Consider the following 17,329-nt stretch of genomic DNA (forward strand, 5'->3'; position numbering starts at 1 on the left):
TGGCACCGCTGGATGTCTTTACCCAGTTGGGGCTGAAAGCGTTTGAAGAATTAAAAGCCAGCCTCGCCTTCTTTGCTGATTTGGGTGTTCAGGCGCTGGACAAATTAAAATCCAGTCTGGATATATTTACCCAGATTGGAGTTCAGGGACTGGAAGAATTAAGAGCCAATCTGAATAGATTTGCGCAGGTGGGGATTCAGGCCATGGAGAATTTAAGAGATGGTTTGAAGGCATTTGCACAATTTGGAACCGAGGCTTTGGAAGCGCTAAGAGCCGCCATGGACTTTTTTGGTAAAACCGGAAACAAGGTTTTTGGTTCACTTAATGATGGCGCTGATTTGCTGTCTAATAAAGGAGGTAAAGATACCTTTGGAGGACAACGAAAAGGTTTGGGGGTATTAGGGAATATCGGTCAAAAGGTTTTTGGCGTTTTAGGTAATGGAATAAATATTCTGGCAAGTGTTGGTGTAAAAGGCCTGTCTTTTTTAAGTAGTGCTTTTAGTGTATTAGGTAAAGCAATGCTGTTTATTGGCCGAGCTATGATGGCGAACCCCATTCTTGCTATTATCGGCGTTATCGCAATGGCTGCTATTTATATTTGGCAGAATTGGGAAACATTAGGACCCAAATTCACTGCTTTGTGGGAAAACATCAAAAATGTTTGTAGCAATGCATGGCAGGGAATTAAAGACAGAGTCAGTGCTGCTTGGGAAGGTATTAAGAGTTATTTCATGGATGGGGGATTAATTGGTCTTATTTACCAAAATTGGGACACGATTAAAAAAAGCACTTTAGAAGCCTGGGAATCCGTTAAAGCTAAAATAGGTGAAGTTTGGGAGTCCGTTAAACAGAATACATTGGAAATTTGGGAGAGCGTTAAAAAATCAATTTCAGATAGATGGAATGAAATTGTTGCTGATGTTCAGGCTATTCCTGAAAAATTAAAACAGGCTGGTTCGAATATGATCGACAGTTTGTTATCTGGTATTCAAGAAAAATGGGAGAACCTGAAAAATAAATTTGCCTCTATTACTGATTGGTTTAAATCGTGGTGGTCTGATGATGAGAAAAAAGAGGTCACGTTAAAAAAATCAGAGGAAGTTACCAAGAGCGAAACAGCTAAACAGGCGAAGCAGATTGCTCAATACGATACAGGCGGGAATATTCCGGCTGGAGAATTCGGCATCGCAGGTGAGCGTGGCCCTGAAATTATCAGAGGGCCGGCAAGTGTGATCAGTCGGAGAAATACAGCGAAATATGCTGCCGCTGGTGTTGCTCTTAGCACAATGTCACTACCGGTTGTGGCGCAGGATGCACCATTCCACGCGCAGAGTTTACCTGCTCACGCTTATGAGGAAGTGCAGGCGAAACGGGAGCGGAGTCAGCCACAGCAATACAGTGGCGCAGCACCGCAATATAACATCTATGTCTATGGCTCCCAGGGACAATCCGCGCAGGATATTGCCCGTATGGTCAGGCAGGAATTGGAACAAAGGGAACGCATACAACAGGCTCGTACGCGTAGCTCATTTTCAGACAGAGGAGAAGATTTCTCATGATGGCTGCACTTGGTTTATTTGTTTTTATGCTGAAAACAACGCCCTATCAGACTTTTCAATATAAACAGAGTTGGCGACATGCCTTTAACAGCCGCGTGGGAGCGCGGCCTGCATGGCAGTTTGTCGGTTCAGACAATGATACGATCACGCTATCAGGGGAGCTTTATCCTGAACTGACAGGGGGTTCACTTTCATTAACCGCATTGAAATTGATGGCTGATAGTGGCAAGGCGTGGTCTTTTATTGATGGCAGTGGTGCCATTTACGGTATGTTCGTTATCGAAAGCATTGATGAGACAAAAACAGAATTTATGTCAGGCGGTGCGGCCAGAAAAATCAGTTTTACGCTGACTTTGCGACGTGTTGACAATAATTTGTTTGAAATGTTGGGCGATTTGCAGGATCAGCTTTCTGATATCAAGAAAGATTTACCTAATTTGCCAAAGAAACTTTCTGCATCCAAAGATGATGTTGTGGGTAAAGTCAAGGAAGTGTTCTCATGATTGATTCTGAAAAGTGGATACCCGACACGGATTGGGTTCCTCAATTTGATTTGGTCACTGGAAAAACCAGTAAGCCTGCTTTTCGGCTGGAAATCAACAACCAGGATATCAGTGGAAAGATTCAATCACGCCTGATGTCATTAACATTGACGGATAATCGTGGTTTGGAATCAGACCAGCTCGATATTGAGTTGGATGATGCGGACGGAATGCTGAAGCTGCCTCGTCGTGGCGATATTCTTATCTTAGAACTGGGGTGGCATGGCCACTCCTTAACACCGAAAGGAAAATTTGTTGTTGATGAAATTGAACATAGTGGTGCGCCCGATCGATTAACCATTCGTGCCCGCAGTGCAGATTTTCGTGGTGATCTGAATACGAAAAAGGAAATTTCTTACCATAAATGCACGCTAGGCAGTATTGTCAGTACCATTGCTGCCCGAAATAAATTGGCATTTAAGATAAGCTCAGAGTTGGAAAATATCTCTGTGCATATCGATCAAACCAATGAATCTGACATGAGCTTTTTGACTCGACTGGCAAAACAAGAAGGTGCAATCGCTTCAGTCAAAAATGGCGAATTATTGTTTGTTCAGCAAGGGCAGAATAAAACAGTGAGTGGTCAGAATATTCAGACTGTGCTGATCACGCGTCAGTCAGGGGATAGTCACAGATTTTCTCTGTCCGATCGTGAGGTCTATACTGGTGTTGTTGCCCAATGGATGGATACACGTACAGCAACTAAACAGACGGTTAAACTGAGGCGAAAGGAATCAGAGGAAGGAAAAGCTGAACTTGTCGTTGAATATGAAAGTAGTCGCCAATCATCAGGCAAAAGTTCTTCTCAAACAGACAAAAAAACCACTAGAAAAGAGGCGGCTTCTTCCGGGAAAAAGCAACCACAATCCTCTAAAAAAGACAAAGATCTTAAACCTAAACCACCTGCACCTGGCAAAGTTAATTTGGCGAAGAAAAAACCAAAAACGAAAGGTCGTGGTAAGCCAGCTTATATTAAAAAGGGGAGTAAAAAGAAAAGCAAAAACAAAGGTAACGGCAGTATCGAGATAGAAGCAAATTACGATATTGCAGCAAGCTCATCTTATGAAGAACAGCGTGAATCAACGGTTGAACACCATCAAACGACGACGGTACAGCAAGAATCTGCAAGCTATTTGGTGGGAACTCAGGAGAATACTCTGGCGCTTTCACGTATTTATTCTGACAAAGAAAGTGCAGAGCGTGCCGCTATCGCTGCTTGGAAAAAAATACAACGAGGTGCTGCGCAGTTCTCTATCACATTAGCATTGGGGCGTGCTGATATTTATCCTGAAATGCCTATCCAGTTAGAAGGGTTTAAGCCAGAAATTGATGGAACTGACTGGACCTTGGTCAAAGTCACTCATACGCTCAATGACAGTGGTTTTACGACATCATTAGATCTCGAAATAAAAAGCGACTAATTTGAAATGAGTACTTGATCTCGATATGAGATCTTTGATATATTATTCACCAGACGAGACGGTGTTATTTCAAGACAGTTATTTCAAGATAACGATTTCAGAAAGGTGAACAATATGATTAAGTGTCCTCTGTGTGATCAATCAGCACATACACGTAGCAGCTTTGAGCATTCGAGCCAAACAAAGGAGCGCTATAACCAATGTCAGAATATCAATTGTGGGGCAACGTTCGTCAGCCATGAAACCTTTGTCCGTTTCATTTCTAAGCCAGGTGAAGTCCAGAATGTGACGCCACATCCAAGGGCAAAAACCAAGAGACAACCTCGCCAGAAAGCAGCTGCCGTACAATAAATAACGAAAAAATTATTGCTCCAGTTTTTTTGCCACCGTTATGGTGGCTTTTTTTTTGATGCTGGACTGAAGGGGTTCTCTATTCGAGAACTTTTTGTGACGCCCACTCGTCAACAAAGTAGGCGTCAAAACCATTTAGCTGTTTATTTCTGGTTCTGATATTGTTCCTGCAAAATCCTTTGCATTTCATCTTTGATGTGTAGTTTTTCTTTTTTCAGGCGCACAACTTTATCGTTGTAACCTGCACCATTTGGGCCTTCAAGTTGGGCTATCTCGTGGTCAAGTCGGTTATGTTTTTCAAACAGGGATTGGAAGCGGGGATGAGACTCTTTCAGGTTGGATACTAAATCACGATATTCTGGAAACATAAAACCTCCTATACGAAATTCACTACCACACTCAATGAGAGTGTAGCAGGTCATTTTAATATCAGATTTGAGAAATATCACATAAAAAAGAACTGGTAGAACCTGTTCATCTGATTGGTGATTAATAAAAATTAACATTGATTATGAGTAATAGATTTTCTCTTATTTGATGCCTTTAAGAATCAGTGCCTTGCCAAAAAACATAATTTACCCCAATTTTTTTGTTGTTATTATCTAGTCTCCTTTTTAAACATATTCAGAGGTAATATATGAAAAAATATCTATTTCCTTTAGCTGCATTGATGGTATCAACTTCGGTTTTTGCCGACAAAAAACTGGAAGATATCGCCCCTTATCCTGCGCCTTCTGAGAAAATGGCTCGTAGCGTGATTGAATTGCCTCAGAAAGAACATGAAAACGGCTATATAGTTGAGTTGGTGATTGGCAAAGATATGAAAGTGGATTGTAATCATCACTGGTTTGGCGGTCAGTTGGAGACTAAAACGCTGGAGGGTTGGGGATATGACTATTATGTGCTAAATAATGTGACGGGTCCCGCTTCAACAAAAATGGCTTGTCCAAATGAAGAAGAAACAGTGCGTTTTGTTCAGGTTCAGTTAGGTAAGGATGCTTTTATCCGTTATAACAGCAAATTACCTATCGTAGTATATACGCCAAAATCGTTGACCGTTAAATATCGTATTTGGCAAGCCTCGGATGAGGTAAAAAAAGCAGTTATCAAATAAATTTTTTGATTAACTAAAATAAACAACCTGGGTTGTTATATTAAACTCAGGTTGTTTAAAAATGCATTTCTTCGTTGCTTATTGTTAATGTAACAATATACCAATTCAATTTCAGGATGCGTGTTATATTTCCCTGCTGCACGGGGAAATATAAGGCCTTGCGTCGTCTGGCGGATTGCAACTTGAAGTTTATCGAGTATAAATCGATTTATATTGGTTTTTTCTTTATTTTTCTGTCTGTGGTTCCTTGCCCATAATTAAAAACACTAACTAAACTGTTTGTGGATTCTTTTGCATTCATGCAAATCTCATTGAGGAATCATCGAATGTTTAAAAAGTTATCGGCAGAGTTTTTGGGGACTTTTTGGTTGGTGTTTGGTGGATGTGGTAGTGCTGTTTTAGCTGCGGCATTTCCACAGCTGGGGATTGGTTTTGTCGGCGTATCTCTGGCTTTTGGTTTAACGGTGGTAACGATGGCCTATGCCGTAGGGCATATTTCAGGAGGGCATTTTAATCCGGCGGTAACATTGGGATTGTTCGCTGGCGGGCGTATTTCAGCTAAAGATGTTATTCCTTATATTATTGCCCAGGTCATAGGAGGAATTGCGGCAGCCGCAGTACTGTACCTTATCGCCAGCGGTAAAAGTGGTTTTGATGCAACGGCAAGTGGTTTTGCATCTAATGGCTATGGTGAACATTCTCCTGGTGGTTTTTCATTACAAGCTGCAATTATTATTGAATTAGTATTAACCGGTTTTTTCTTGATTGTCATTCTTGGAGCAACAGATAAAAATGCACCAGCAAGTTTTGCACCATTGGCTATCGGTTTAGCATTGACACTTATTCACTTAATCAGTATTCCAGTCACAAATACTTCGGTTAACCCGGCAAGAAGTACTGCGGTTGCTATTTTTCAGGGGACCTGGGCCTTGGAGCAGCTTTGGGTATTTTGGTTGATTCCATTAATTGGCGGTACTATCGGTGGATTGATATACCGGACACTCTTACAGAAAGATGATTCATCCGTTAATTGATATTTCCCTCATTTTGATTAAGCCATGTTATAGCATGGCTTTTTTTATTCCTTTTTATGGTAGATTTATTCACATTTCAAGCTCTTCTTAAAAGGAAAAATGATGGAACAAAATATAACATGGGAACGGGGTGAATATTGGATCACAACGGATAAGAGTAAGATCGATATGCATTTCGTTCATAGTGAATTAACGCAATTATTTTGGGCGCGGGGTGTTGAGTTGGATAAAGTCAAAACTGCAATAGAAAATAGTTTATGCTTTGCATTATTTCATCGTGATAAATCAATTGGATTTGCAAGATTAGTAACTGATTTTTCAATGTTTTCTTATCTTTCTGATGTGTTTATTATCGATGACTATCAGAAGAAAGGATTAGGGCGTTGGTTGGTAGAATGTGTTTTACAGCATCCGATTATTCCCTATGTAAAACATGTGATGTTGGTGACTTCTCATGCAGGTTGGCTTTATAAGAAACTGGGATTTTCACCTGTCGTAGAGCAGGATTTTGTATGGACATTAGACAAAACGAAAATCCCTGGAGTACCTCAATAAGTGTTAAGAAAGCAGGCGGTTCTTATTAGTGTTTGGATAATACCGCCTGCGCTGTTTATATCCACTCATTAGAAATAAAAATTCACGCTGAAAATAAATCTCATCATCTATTAGCCGTATTATTTTCTTTATATAAGGTGAAAATATCAGGTAATAAAGTTGTTAAGCCAATGAAAGCCATCAATGCACCAACCCATAGTGGAGCTTGCAATCCCCAGCCTAAATCAATACACAATCCACCAAGAAAAGAGCCGATGACCACACCAAGCGTTATCACGGAGGAGTGAATTGTATTAACCAGTGGGCGACTATTAGCTGTTCGCATCACCCGAATGACCATAGCTGGGTTCATCGTTACTCCGACTAATCCGATACCAATTAGGGATAAGGCTGCAAGTGATTTGTTATCAGCAAACAAACCAAAGAGCAGGAGAAATAGGGTAAGAGAAATTAAGCCGATGGTTAAGACTGTGATTATATGGCGATCTGCGAATTTACCTACCACGATATTGCCCACTATTGTGGCGATACCATAGAGAATCAGCAAACTGGCGATCATATCATCACTGAAACCCGTTACCTCTTTTAATATTGGTATAAAGTAAGTAAATGCCGCAAAAGTTGCCCCGATAATCAGCAAGCTGGTGGAAAAAACACACCATAATTTCAGATTTTTTAGTTCTCTTAGTTCCGCACGTAAACTAATAGCAGGGATTTTGGGGATAGAGGGAAGGTAAAATATGCTGATAACACTTGCTATTGTGGCTAATACACTGGTTGTCCAAAAACTTTCTCTCCAACCGACATATGTGCCTATTAAGTTAGCCATGGGTAGCCCTAAGATCGTTCCCAACATAATGCCGGAAAGTACAATAGAAATTGCCCATGCTCGTTGCTGTTCCCTTACGATTTCCACACAGATTGCCAGTGCAACACCAAAGAAGGCTCCCGAAGCGGCACCAGTGATAATCCTTGCGACCATTAGCATGGGATAGGAATTTGCAAGTGCACCAAGGATTTCACCGATAATGAAAGTCACGTATAGGCTAATTAATGCTGTTTTGGGGGATGTTTTTAATAATCCCGTAGCGAGAAGTGGGCCACCAAACGCCATGGCTAAAGCATATAAGGAAACAAGATAACCAATTTGAGAAATGGATACGCCTAAATCGTAAGCCATAATTGGTACCATTCCCGTCACTTGAAATTCACTAGTCACTATAGTGAAGATACCGATGGTTAGGATGTAAATGGCCAGAGGAATCGATTTATGCTTTGTCGTAGTATGGCAATTATTCATATTACTAGGGCTTAAGTTTTCCATAATTAGCGTCTTTTGTTGATCATTTATGTAGTAGGGATTACAAAATTATATGACTTGCGAAAATGGGTCAATATATTTATGTTATAGTTACTACAAAAATAACAATGGTACATATGATGGCACAACGAGGACGTCCTTTAAGTTTTAATCGTGATATTGCGCTTCAACAAGCAATGGAGCTGTTTTGGAATAAAGGTTATGAAGGTACACAACTTGTTGATCTCACGGTTGCGATGAATATCAACCCACCGAGTTTCTATTCGGCATTTGGCAGTAAGAAAAAAGCCTTTTATGCAGCGGTTGAACTCTATATTAAAACAGTCGGGGCTAAAGCAATGGACAGTCTTAATGAAGCTGTTAGTGTAAGGGAAGGTGTGCGAGCAATGTTAGAGTGCTCTGTCGAGGTGGCGACTTCGAACCGATCCGGCGGCTGTTTGCTGATTTTAGGAGTGATTAACCATTCTCAAGAAAATGAGGATGTTCATGCTTATCTTAAAACTGTGCGTAAAAACACACTCGCATTGATTCATAGTCGGATAGAAAAAGGGGTAAAAGATGGTGAGTTACCCGATGATACCAATGTTGGAAAATTGGCATCATATTTTTTGGGGATTATGCAGGCCATTTCATTGCAGTCACGTGATGGCGTGTCAAAAGAAGAACTGATGAGTTTGATTGAGCCGGCAATGGCTGCAATACCTTCTTAAATTAATTGATACCAGAAAGCCAGCACGTGCTACCCAACCAGTACCAATCATCACGACTCTGGGTTTGATAAATTTAATCATGTCATGCAGGGTATCACTTGCTTCAACGTGCCCACCTTGACTATTGATAAATATTTTTATTGGATCACTACTGATTTCCTGCAAAATTATTAGCTTCGTTATTACTTTTTTCAGCGAGTTGTTGATTAATTTCTCCCGCGATAATAACGCAGCGCGATTTAATGAGTTGATTTTGAGTACATGGGGTTATTGCCCCCTCGTTTTCGGATTTATTGGTAAATTCGTTATGCATTATTTTTATTCCGTAACAAATAATGTTGGATATATAAATAATATAGCCTTTAAAAATAATATTTATTAAGAACTTTGAACTTTATTTTTGTTTTGTAACATCATCAAAAAAATTGAATTAAATTTTTAAAAATTTTAATTTTTTTATGAAATTATAATGATATATATTTATGTTCATGATTTTTATGGTTGTATAACACATGTAATAAAAAAAGATACAATAAAAAAACTCAGTGTATTTATGGTTGAATTTAGTTGTATATTGTAACTTCCATGCTGTAAGTTTTATTTCTGTGTTTTTTTATATATTTGAAAGCATGTGAGCTGATGTTTTATACCCAGCAATATCGCTATGTTGTCAATTGCATTAATTAGCCGTGATGTAAATGTAATAAATTAGGAATGAATTATGGAACATCTTGACATAGAAGAAGTGTCTGACAAAATTTTACACGAATTATTGCAGTATCGACGTCGTTTTCCTGAGTCTGAATATACACTTCAAGATGAAGAAAAAAAGGTTTCCGAGGTTCAGCTACCACGTATCCGTGCATTTGTGGAGCAAGGGAAACCTATCGAATGTATTTTACCTGCCTTTCCGACAAAATCCCCCAATCCTAGAAAAGTATTGGGTAAAATGCCGGATATGGCAGAAAAATTATCACTGATTTTTCTGAATTCCCTTTGTCAGCGTATTCAGCTTTATTATCCACCTGGGGCAAATATTGTTATTTGTTCTGATGGTCATGTTTTTAGTGATCTTATTCTTGTCGATGATGACACAATTACCCATTATCAATTAGAAATTGAAAAATTGTTGCATGAACTGGGCGCGACTCATCTTTCAGTTTTTAATCTTGGTAACGTTGAATCACTAACGCAATATACTAATGATTACGATCAACTGCGTGAATTATTGGTTAGTCGTTACGCCTCTTCAATCGAGGAGATCAAAGAAGAACTTAAAAAAACGGAAGAAGGTGTTCAATTATATCGGGCGATTACTCGTTTTCTTTATGAAGATAGCTTATTGCCGGAATATACAGGTTCAAAAAATGCGTTGCAAAAAGATGCACGCCAGCGCTCGGCTGGGGTTATTCAACGTAGCTGGGCGTGGGGTAATTTGTTGGCAGAACAGTTCCCTTTGGCGATCCGTCTTTCTATTCACCCGCAGCCCGTGGACAGTATCAAAATTGGTATTCATATGATGCCAACCCGCGATGATTGGTTGACGCCGTGGCACGGCGTGGCGGCCAATATTAACGGTCAGTTTGTACTGATGAAAAGCGATGAAGTGAAAAAGATGAATGGAAAGCTGATCGAAATTCGGGGTGTTCCAAGCCATTACGTGATTGAAATGTCATCAGAAGAAAACCCGCAAACAGAATTCCAAACAGCGACAGCATAAGCAGAATAACCACGTGGTATACCGTATTTTAGAGAGAGAAATCATGAATACCTATGAACTTGATTGTCATATTGAGGCGATGAAACCTTTTGGCGTATTGATTACGCCCAATTACCCTGGCCAGAATATTACCGCACTGTCGGTTGATGCTTTGCGTGAATTAGCCCGAACTCATCTGCTGGTTGTATTGCGTGGCTTTCAATCCGGTTTTACGGATAAAGAGAAATTAGCGGAATATTCTGGCCGTTGGGGTGAAATCATGATGTGGCCATTTGGTGCTGTATTGGATGTTATGGAGTCTCCGAAACCCTCTGACCATGTTCTGGATAGCAGTAGTGTACCGTTGCATTGGGATGGAATGTATAGGGAAACGATCCCTGAATTTCAGATATTTCACTGTGTATCTGCCCCCGAAGCGGCTCAAGGAGGGCGCACCACGTTTGTCAACACGGAACAATTGATTACTGAGACCAGTGATGATGAGCGTAATGCATGGAAAAATACGACTATTACTTACCGTACAAGACGAGTGACACATTATGGCGGCGAAGTGATTTCACCGTTGGTTTGTCTTCATCCCGACGGTAAAAAATGGGTGATGCGTTATAATGAGCCGATGGGCAAAGAAGATGTGAAGTATGCTGATCATCACGCTTTGAAGATAGATGGCATGTCACACGAAGAGCAACAAGCTCTTGAGAAAACATTGTATAACCGATTGTATGATCCGCGTTATTTCTACGCCCACCAATGGCAGTCTGGTGACATTGCGATTTGCGATAACTTCACTTTATTACATGGACGTGAAGCTTTTATTTCCCGTTCTCCTCGTCATATTCAACGAGTGCATATCCACGGCGTGCCCGTGTGTAAAAATCACAGCTTCCGTACTATTTCTGTTTCCGGTTCTGTTTCCAATGCCGATTAAGTAGACGTTACTTTGAAGGAGGTTTGATTAATGTCGCGTATTGTCTTAGCTGCGGTTGCAACGCCTGGTCATGTTTTGCCAATATTCACTATTGCGGAGCATTTAATAGGACAGGGACACGATGTCACAATATTCAGTGGTTCCTTGTTTCAACAGAAGGGAGAAGCGTTAGGAGCCACTTTTATTCCTTTCGATAAGCAAGTCGATGTGGATTACCGCTATCTGGAAAAATATTTTCCCGAACGGGCAGAACATCCACCGGGAAATACTCAGATGGCACTATCGCTAAGGCGATTTTTTGCCGAACCTATTCCTGTGTTATCGAAACAATTGATGCAAGTGATCGAAGAAGGACAAGCTGACCTGCTCATTATCGATAATACCTTTTATTCAGTGCTGCCGTTATTGCAGAAACCGGCTGAAAAACGTATTCCTGTCATTGCTATTGGTGTTTCTCCGCTGCCGTGGTCAGCAAAAGATGCCATATTTTGGGGGGCCAGGATCCCACCTGAATTATTACCTGCTGATTTAACACGCGAGCAATTGGTCGATGAGGAAACGCACCAATTAATTGAACAGGTCAGGGCCGCATTCAATCAGTCACTTGCTGCCGTAGATTGTCTCCCACTGACAGGAGATCATAATGATGTTTTGATGAGCGGAGTTGATCGTTTCTTACAACTGGCAACTCAGTCATTTGAATTTTCTCGTGATGATTTACCTGAAACGGTGGAGTTTATCGGCTCATTATCGGTGAAAGTGGAAGAGGATAAAACGCAAATCAGTTGGCCGGATGAGAGCCAGCCCTTGATTCTGGTGACTCAGGGAACACTGGCTAATATTGATTTTAGCCAATTGATATTACCGGCATTGCACGCATTGGCTACGTTGCCAGTTCGGGTATTAGCGATTACCGGTGGCCGTTCTATTGATGTCCTGGGCAACGATCTGCCAGAAAATGCCAGAGTGGTAGAGTATCTCAATTTTGAACACTGGCTTCCGAAATCATCAATTTTTATTACCAATGGTGGATATGGTTCACTGAATTCAGCCATTCGTCACGGTGTCCCTTTGGTGGTCGCGGGAACAGGAGATGGTAAGCTGGAGGCCGTCGCCCGCGTTATCTGGTCACGTTGTGGTATCAGTTTGCATACTGATACACCCAGTGAGCAGCAATTATATCAGGCGGTGACAAGGATATTATCTTCCCCGATATGGCACCAGCAGTCACAGATCATTAAGGCAGATTATGATGCCCATAATGCGTTGGCATCAATAACGCGTCATATTAATGAACTGATGACCCAATAGGTATTTTGAAAGCCGAAGGGGATAAAATAGAACGCGGTACGTTTTTCTTACCGCGTTCTTTTATGATTAGGCTTTTTCCCGCACGCCTTCAACGGAAATGATCAGTTCGACTTCCTGAGATTTTGGTCCCAGATCTTCTTTAATATTAAAGTCTTTTAGTTTGAGTTTGCCTGTCGCCTCAAAACCCGCGCGATATCCTCCCCACGGGTCGTTTCCGGCATTGATCAATTTTGCGTCCAGTGTGACAGGCTTGGTCACACCATTTAATGTGAGATCGCCGGTAATAAAGTAATGTTCACCTTCTTTCTTAATATTCGTTGATGTGAATTTAGCTTCAGGATATTTATTACTGTTCAAAAAGTCAGATCCACGTAAATGCTTATCTCGTTCGGCATGTTTGGTATCTACACTATCGGTTTTGATAACCACATTCACTTTATCGTTTGCCGGATTTTGCGGATCAAAAGTAAAGTTACCATCGAAATCCTTAAAACCCCCATAAAGCCAGCTAAATCCTAAATGCTGAATACGAAATTCAATAAAGGCATGTTGGCCTATTTTATCGAACTTATAATCAGCAGCGAGTGCGCTTCCTGTACTCATAAGCCATCCCCCTACGGTCAGGGCTACTAGCGTCTTTTTCAGCATAATAATTCTCCAAAAGTCATTTTAATTTGGTTTGTAACCAAATATTCTTTTTAGGGTGGTGTCACTTTCAATAAAGTGATGTTTCAGTGCAGCAAGGCCATGTAATAGGGAGAGCACGACAACAGTCCAGGCAAGATAAAGATGAATAACGCCCGCCGTATCAGCCTGTATGCCTTGACCTGTTAAGGTTGCAGGAATTTCAAACCAGCCAAAAATGCTGATAGGTTGCCCATCGGCGGTAGAAATAAGATATCCACTAAATAGAATACCAAATAAGGTGATGTAGAGAGTGAGTTGCATCAATTGTGAACTGAGGCGTATAAAAAGACTGTAGCTTGCCAAAGGTTTTGGTGGTGGTGAAATAAATCGCCATACTACCCGAATAATCATGACAATAAATAATAAACTACCTATACTTTTATGCAGCTCAGGAGCACGATGATACCAGTTATCGTAATAACTTAATGTGACCATCCATAATCCAAGTGCAAACATTCCATAAACAGCGAGCGCGACTAGCCAATGAATTAGAATAGAAATCTGGCCAAAGCTGGTGGAGGTGTTTTTGAATGACATATTATATCCTTATTTTTAATATAAATATGTTTCTACAATATAGCCGAGAGTTTTTAAATTGCGTAGTGAATTAATTTCTTTATTTTATGTGTTATTTTATTTTTTATGGGGTGTTATTCTAATAATATGGTATTTTATAATGGATTAAATAATTCACTATTTTAATAGGAAAATATTAAATTTTATTTAATTACACTGTTTCATTATTATAGAGAGAAAGACGATGTATACATTGTGGATAGCCAATAAAAATTACTCTTCCTGGTCACTGCGTCCGTGGATTTTGCTCAAAGTGTTGGATATACCTTTTAATGAAAAGTTGAGCTATTTTGAAGATGCTAAAAGCAGCCGTGAGAAATTCCAGGCATTTTCACCTACGGGTTTGGTTCCTTGTCTGATTGATGGAGAGATTACTGTCTGGGATTCTCTGGTAATTGTGGAATATCTTGCTGAAGAACATATACAAGTTTGGCCATCAGATAAAACAGCCAGGGAATGGGCGAGAAGGGCTAACTAGATTTGGGGGTGAATGGCTGGCGGGAGATAAATTTACGGCTGTTGATGCATTTTATGCCCCTGTGGTTTTCCGCACCCAAACCTACGGATTGAAATTTTCTGCAATCAGTCAGGGATGGGTTGATCGTATGTCAAAACATCCTGCAATGGTGGAATGGGCAGAAGCTGCACGAAAAGAGCCTAAAATAACGCATTGATTGGTATAAAAGCGTTAATCTATTTATCTGGAAAAAAAAGCTCCGTATAGGAACGGAGCTGAAATGGGTAAAAGTAGCTGGGAAAATGTAGTACAAAAGTATAATAACTCTGCGACATTAAATGCGGATTAAACAAAATGCAAGGTTGCATAAAAAACATCTAACCTTAGAAATATTATTGATCTCCCTCGGATTATCCCACCTTTGAAGTCTATCTCCGGCAGTATAATCAGTATTTTTAACAGTTATAGAGAAATGGATAGTTAGAATGAAAAATTCAATTGTGGGATCGACTCTGGCTCTAGGTTTACTATTTTGCTCATGTACACAGGCAGAAGTTCAAGCTATCTCTGTAGGTTATGCACATATCAAACTACAACAAGAAAAAGCATTAAAGAGCGTAACACTAAATTATCGTTATGAACTTAATAATGAGTGGGGAATATTATCTTCATTTACCCTTGCTAAGGGCGAGAGAGAAGAGACTTACAAGGCAAAATTTAATTATTACTCATCTATGAAAGATCCCACTTACCATATTAATCAATATATCAGCATGTATGGGCAAGTGGGTATTGCTTCCTTTAAAGGGAAATTTACAGAAAATAATGGTGATAGTGCTATTGAACAAAGTCATTTATCAAAAAGCGCATCAGCATGGGGGAACGAGTTTTAATATCGGCTTTGGCTATCGTTTCTAACTTCTTAGTTTGGGCAAGTTGTTTCTGATGGCGAATACTTGGTATGGCTGATAGTGCATAACTGCGCCGTTTATCAACCGAGCCATACCAAATATCAATGGTTATCATAGGTTGATCCTTCATCCATTGACTAATGAGATATCGCATCCCGAATGGCTTCCAATGAAGCGGGGTTCTCAATCAGGGCAATATCGCTTGGCTCACGTCCTTCACAAATAGCCTGCATGGTACGGCGCAACATTTTTCCTGAACGGGTTTTCGGTAATTGCGTCACAAAATAGACCCGAACCGGACGTCCGACGCTGCCGATTTTCTTATCAACCAATTCCATTAATGCTTTCTCCAATGTGGCAAAATGGTCAGCACTCTGGATTTCTCGTCCTTCTTTGAGGACAGCAAACGCCACGGCAGCTTGTCCCTTTATTTCATCCTTGATACCAATGACGGCAACTTCGGCGACATCTTCGTGGCTGGCAATGCACTCTTCAATCTCTCGTGTTCCCAAACGATGACCGGAAACGTTAATCACATCATCCGAACGTCCCAGAATAAAATAGTAACCCTCGCTGTCACGTATCCCCCAGTCAAATGTCGAATAAACTTGCTGGTCAAAGTGACGCCAGTAAGTATTAATGAAACGGGGATCGTCGCCATAGATGGTCTGGATGCAACCCGGTGGCAAAGGGCCTTTGATGACCAGCATTCCCTTTTCATTATCCCCACATTCCTGCCCCGTCAGTTCGTTGAGCAGTTTGACGTTAAAACCGTACATGGGAAAGCCGGTGCTGCCAAAACAGCCTGGTCTGTCATCCAGACTGCGGGCAATCGCCATAATGGGCCAGCCCGTTTCAGTTTGCCAGTAGTTATCAATGACAGGCACATTAATGGTTTCGGCAATCCAACGGGCGGTATGTTCATCAAGGGGTTCTCCCGCTAAATAGAGTGTTTCAAGCGATGAGATATCATATTTGGCGATACAATCCGTCGGGTATTTTTTCAGAACGCGGATTGCTGTAGGGGCAGAAAACATTCGGGTGACACGATGTTTTTCGACAATTTGCCACCAGATGCCCGCATCCGGGCGTATCGGGAGACCTTCATACATGATAGTAGCCATGCCGGCGATCAAGGGGGCATAGACAATATAAGAGTGCCCGACAACCCAGCCAATATCCGATGTGCAGAAAAAAACGCCGCCTGCCTTACCACCAAAAATAAGGTCCATTGATGTTGCCAGCGCTACGGCATAACCGCCGACATCACGTTGAACCCCTTTCGGGGTTCCGGTTGTACCTGATGTATAGAGCACACAAGACGTTTCATTGGAACCGAGCCAGGTGACAGGAACTTCCGCATCAAGATGCTGCTGCCGTAGTGTGGCAAAATCTATATCCCTGCCGTTCACCCAATGAATATCGGATAGCCCGCGATCTACCATTAAAACATGGCGGGGCGTGTGCTTGGCTAACGCAATAGCTTCATCAAGCAGAGGCTTATAGGGGATGATTTTTCCCCCACGTGAACCCGCATCCGCTGAGACGACTAAAACCGGTTCGGCGTTATCTAATCGGGTAGCGAGACTGTGGGAAGCAAAACCGCCAAATACGACCGAATGGATTGCCCCAATACGGGCACAGGCCAGTAAAATAAACAGGGCTTCGGCCACCATTGGCATATAAACAACGACACGATCGCCTTTTTTTACGCCGAGCGACAACATGATGGCGGCGGCTCGATTCACTTCCCGATGTAATTCTTTATAGGTGAAAACTCGCTCGCTATTGGTTTTAGTTTCCGTTGAAATGGCAATCAGTGCTCTGGCATCGGGTTGGCTTTCCAACCAGCGGTCGAGTGCGTTGTAGCAGAGATTAGTTTTTCCCCCACAAAACCAACGGGCAAACGGGGGATGACTATGATCCAGCGCCTGTTCAAAAGGCTGTTGCCAGTGTATTCGTTCAGCCTGTTCTGCCCAGAAAGTAGCGGGATCATCAATTGAATGCTGATAGAAATCTTGGAATGACATAATCTCTCCTACATCCATCGCTCAGGGGTATATACCCGATAAACTTCAAGCTGCAATCCGTAAGACGACGCGAGGCCTTATATTTCCCCGCTGTGCGGGGAA

At 41.3% G+C, this 17,329-nt stretch carries 17 protein-coding genes and 2 pseudogenes; 13 read left to right on the forward strand and 6 right to left on the reverse strand.

Annotation, left to right across the window (positions count from 1 at the left end):
- The 4 genes and pseudogenes from AAY47_RS21980 to AAY47_RS10575 all read left to right on the forward strand — a co-directional run.
- Nucleotides 1-1,559, forward strand: a pseudogene (locus tag AAY47_RS21980) (phage tail protein); the annotation flags it as partial.
- Entirely contained in the window at nt 1,556-2,062 is a 507-nt protein-coding gene (locus AAY47_RS10565) for a phage tail protein (RefSeq protein WP_047769640.1), read from the forward strand. The pseudogene AAY47_RS21980 and the gene AAY47_RS10565, both read left to right, overlap by 4 nt.
- On the forward strand, nt 2,059-3,522 hold the full coding sequence (locus AAY47_RS10570) for a phage late control D family protein (protein ID WP_047769642.1): 1,464 nt from the start codon (nt 2,059-2,061) through the stop codon (nt 3,520-3,522). Before AAY47_RS10565 ends, AAY47_RS10570 begins: the two co-directional genes overlap by 4 nt.
- Before the next feature lie 114 nt (nt 3,523-3,636).
- Nucleotides 3,637-3,873 (forward strand): ogr/Delta-like zinc finger family protein, encoded by a 237-nt coding sequence (locus AAY47_RS10575; RefSeq protein WP_047769644.1) that lies wholly within the window; start codon nt 3,637-3,639, stop codon nt 3,871-3,873.
- A 143-nt stretch (nt 3,874-4,016) separates the two neighbouring features.
- Here the strand turns inward: AAY47_RS10575 and AAY47_RS10580 are convergent, their stop codons facing one another.
- The gene (locus AAY47_RS10580) at nt 4,017-4,241 is read right to left on the reverse strand and encodes a YdcH family protein (protein WP_047769721.1); all 225 of its coding nucleotides are present in this window, start codon (nt 4,239-4,241) and stop codon (nt 4,017-4,019) included.
- Nucleotides 4,242-4,510: 269 nt separating this feature from the next.
- Between AAY47_RS10580 and eco the strand changes: the two genes are divergently transcribed.
- The 3 genes from eco (at nt 4,511) to AAY47_RS10595 (ending at nt 6,576) form a co-directional block, all read left to right on the forward strand.
- Complete coding sequence (gene eco / locus AAY47_RS10585; protein WP_047769646.1) at nt 4,511-4,987, forward strand: serine protease inhibitor ecotin; 477 nt, start codon at nt 4,511-4,513, stop codon at nt 4,985-4,987.
- A gap of 326 nt (nt 4,988-5,313) precedes the next feature.
- Complete coding sequence (gene aqpZ / locus AAY47_RS10590; RefSeq protein WP_047769648.1) at nt 5,314-6,021, forward strand: aquaporin Z; 708 nt, start codon at nt 5,314-5,316, stop codon at nt 6,019-6,021.
- Nucleotides 6,022-6,123: 102 nt separating this feature from the next.
- On the forward strand, nt 6,124-6,576 hold the full coding sequence (locus tag AAY47_RS10595) for a GNAT family N-acetyltransferase (protein ID WP_047769650.1): 453 nt from the start codon (nt 6,124-6,126) through the stop codon (nt 6,574-6,576).
- A gap of 103 nt (nt 6,577-6,679) precedes the next feature.
- Here AAY47_RS10595 and AAY47_RS10600 read toward each other — a convergent pair whose 3' ends face one another.
- A complete protein-coding gene (locus AAY47_RS10600) occupies nt 6,680-7,900 on the reverse strand; it encodes an MFS transporter (RefSeq protein ID WP_235428338.1) in 1,221 nt (406 codons plus the stop codon).
- A 113-nt stretch (nt 7,901-8,013) separates the two neighbouring features.
- Between AAY47_RS10600 and AAY47_RS10605 the strand changes: the two genes are divergently transcribed.
- The gene (locus tag AAY47_RS10605; RefSeq protein WP_235428339.1) at nt 8,014-8,607 is read left to right on the forward strand and encodes a TetR/AcrR family transcriptional regulator; all 594 of its coding nucleotides are present in this window, start codon (nt 8,014-8,016) and stop codon (nt 8,605-8,607) included.
- Here the strand turns inward: AAY47_RS10605 and AAY47_RS23295 are convergent.
- Nucleotides 8,551-8,772: an ATP-dependent Clp protease proteolytic subunit gene (locus AAY47_RS23295; RefSeq protein WP_369813280.1), complete on the reverse strand. Its 222-nt coding sequence runs from the start codon at nt 8,770-8,772 to the stop codon at nt 8,551-8,553. The genes AAY47_RS10605 and AAY47_RS23295 overlap by 57 nt on opposite strands.
- A gap of 556 nt (nt 8,773-9,328) precedes the next feature.
- Here AAY47_RS23295 and pvcA point away from each other — a divergent pair.
- Genes pvcA through AAY47_RS10620 form a run of 3 tightly spaced genes read left to right on the forward strand, consistent with a single transcriptional unit; the run spans nt 9,329 to nt 12,566 of the window.
- The gene (gene pvcA, locus AAY47_RS10610; RefSeq protein WP_047769654.1) at nt 9,329-10,327 is read left to right on the forward strand and encodes an L-tyrosine isonitrile synthase; all 999 of its coding nucleotides are present in this window, start codon (nt 9,329-9,331) and stop codon (nt 10,325-10,327) included.
- Nucleotides 10,328-10,370: 43 nt separating this feature from the next.
- Nucleotides 10,371-11,255: a tyrosine isonitrile desaturase/decarboxylase gene (gene pvcB, locus AAY47_RS10615; RefSeq protein ID WP_047769656.1), complete on the forward strand. Its 885-nt coding sequence runs from the start codon at nt 10,371-10,373 to the stop codon at nt 11,253-11,255.
- 30 nt (nt 11,256-11,285) lie between these two features.
- Nucleotides 11,286-12,566, forward strand: coding sequence for a glycosyltransferase (locus AAY47_RS10620; protein ID WP_047769658.1), 1,281 nt, complete (start codon nt 11,286-11,288; stop codon nt 12,564-12,566).
- A gap of 66 nt (nt 12,567-12,632) precedes the next feature.
- Here AAY47_RS10620 and AAY47_RS10625 read toward each other — a convergent pair whose 3' ends face one another.
- Nucleotides 12,633-13,214, reverse strand: a complete 582-nt coding sequence (locus AAY47_RS10625) for a YceI family protein (protein ID WP_047769660.1) — start codon at nt 13,212-13,214, stop codon at nt 12,633-12,635.
- A gap of 21 nt (nt 13,215-13,235) precedes the next feature.
- Nucleotides 13,236-13,790, reverse strand: a complete 555-nt coding sequence (locus tag AAY47_RS10630; protein ID WP_047769661.1) for a cytochrome b — start codon at nt 13,788-13,790, stop codon at nt 13,236-13,238.
- A gap of 223 nt (nt 13,791-14,013) precedes the next feature.
- Here AAY47_RS10630 and AAY47_RS10635 point away from each other — a divergent pair.
- Nucleotides 14,014-14,503 (forward strand): annotated as a pseudogene (locus AAY47_RS10635) (glutathione S-transferase N-terminal domain-containing protein).
- A 268-nt stretch (nt 14,504-14,771) separates the two neighbouring features.
- The gene (locus AAY47_RS10640; protein WP_053014255.1) at nt 14,772-15,179 is read left to right on the forward strand and encodes an Ail/Lom family outer membrane beta-barrel protein; all 408 of its coding nucleotides are present in this window, start codon (nt 14,772-14,774) and stop codon (nt 15,177-15,179) included.
- Between the two features lie 155 nt (nt 15,180-15,334).
- Here the strand turns inward: AAY47_RS10640 and AAY47_RS10645 are convergent, their stop codons facing one another.
- A complete protein-coding gene (locus AAY47_RS10645) occupies nt 15,335-17,227 on the reverse strand; it encodes a propionate--CoA ligase (RefSeq protein ID WP_047769667.1) in 1,893 nt (630 codons plus the stop codon).
- Nucleotides 17,228-17,329 lie beyond the last annotated feature (102 nt).

The sequence above is a fragment of the Xenorhabdus griffiniae genome (assembly GCF_001028135.1).
Lineage (GTDB): Bacteria > Pseudomonadota > Gammaproteobacteria > Enterobacterales > Enterobacteriaceae > Xenorhabdus > Xenorhabdus bakwenae.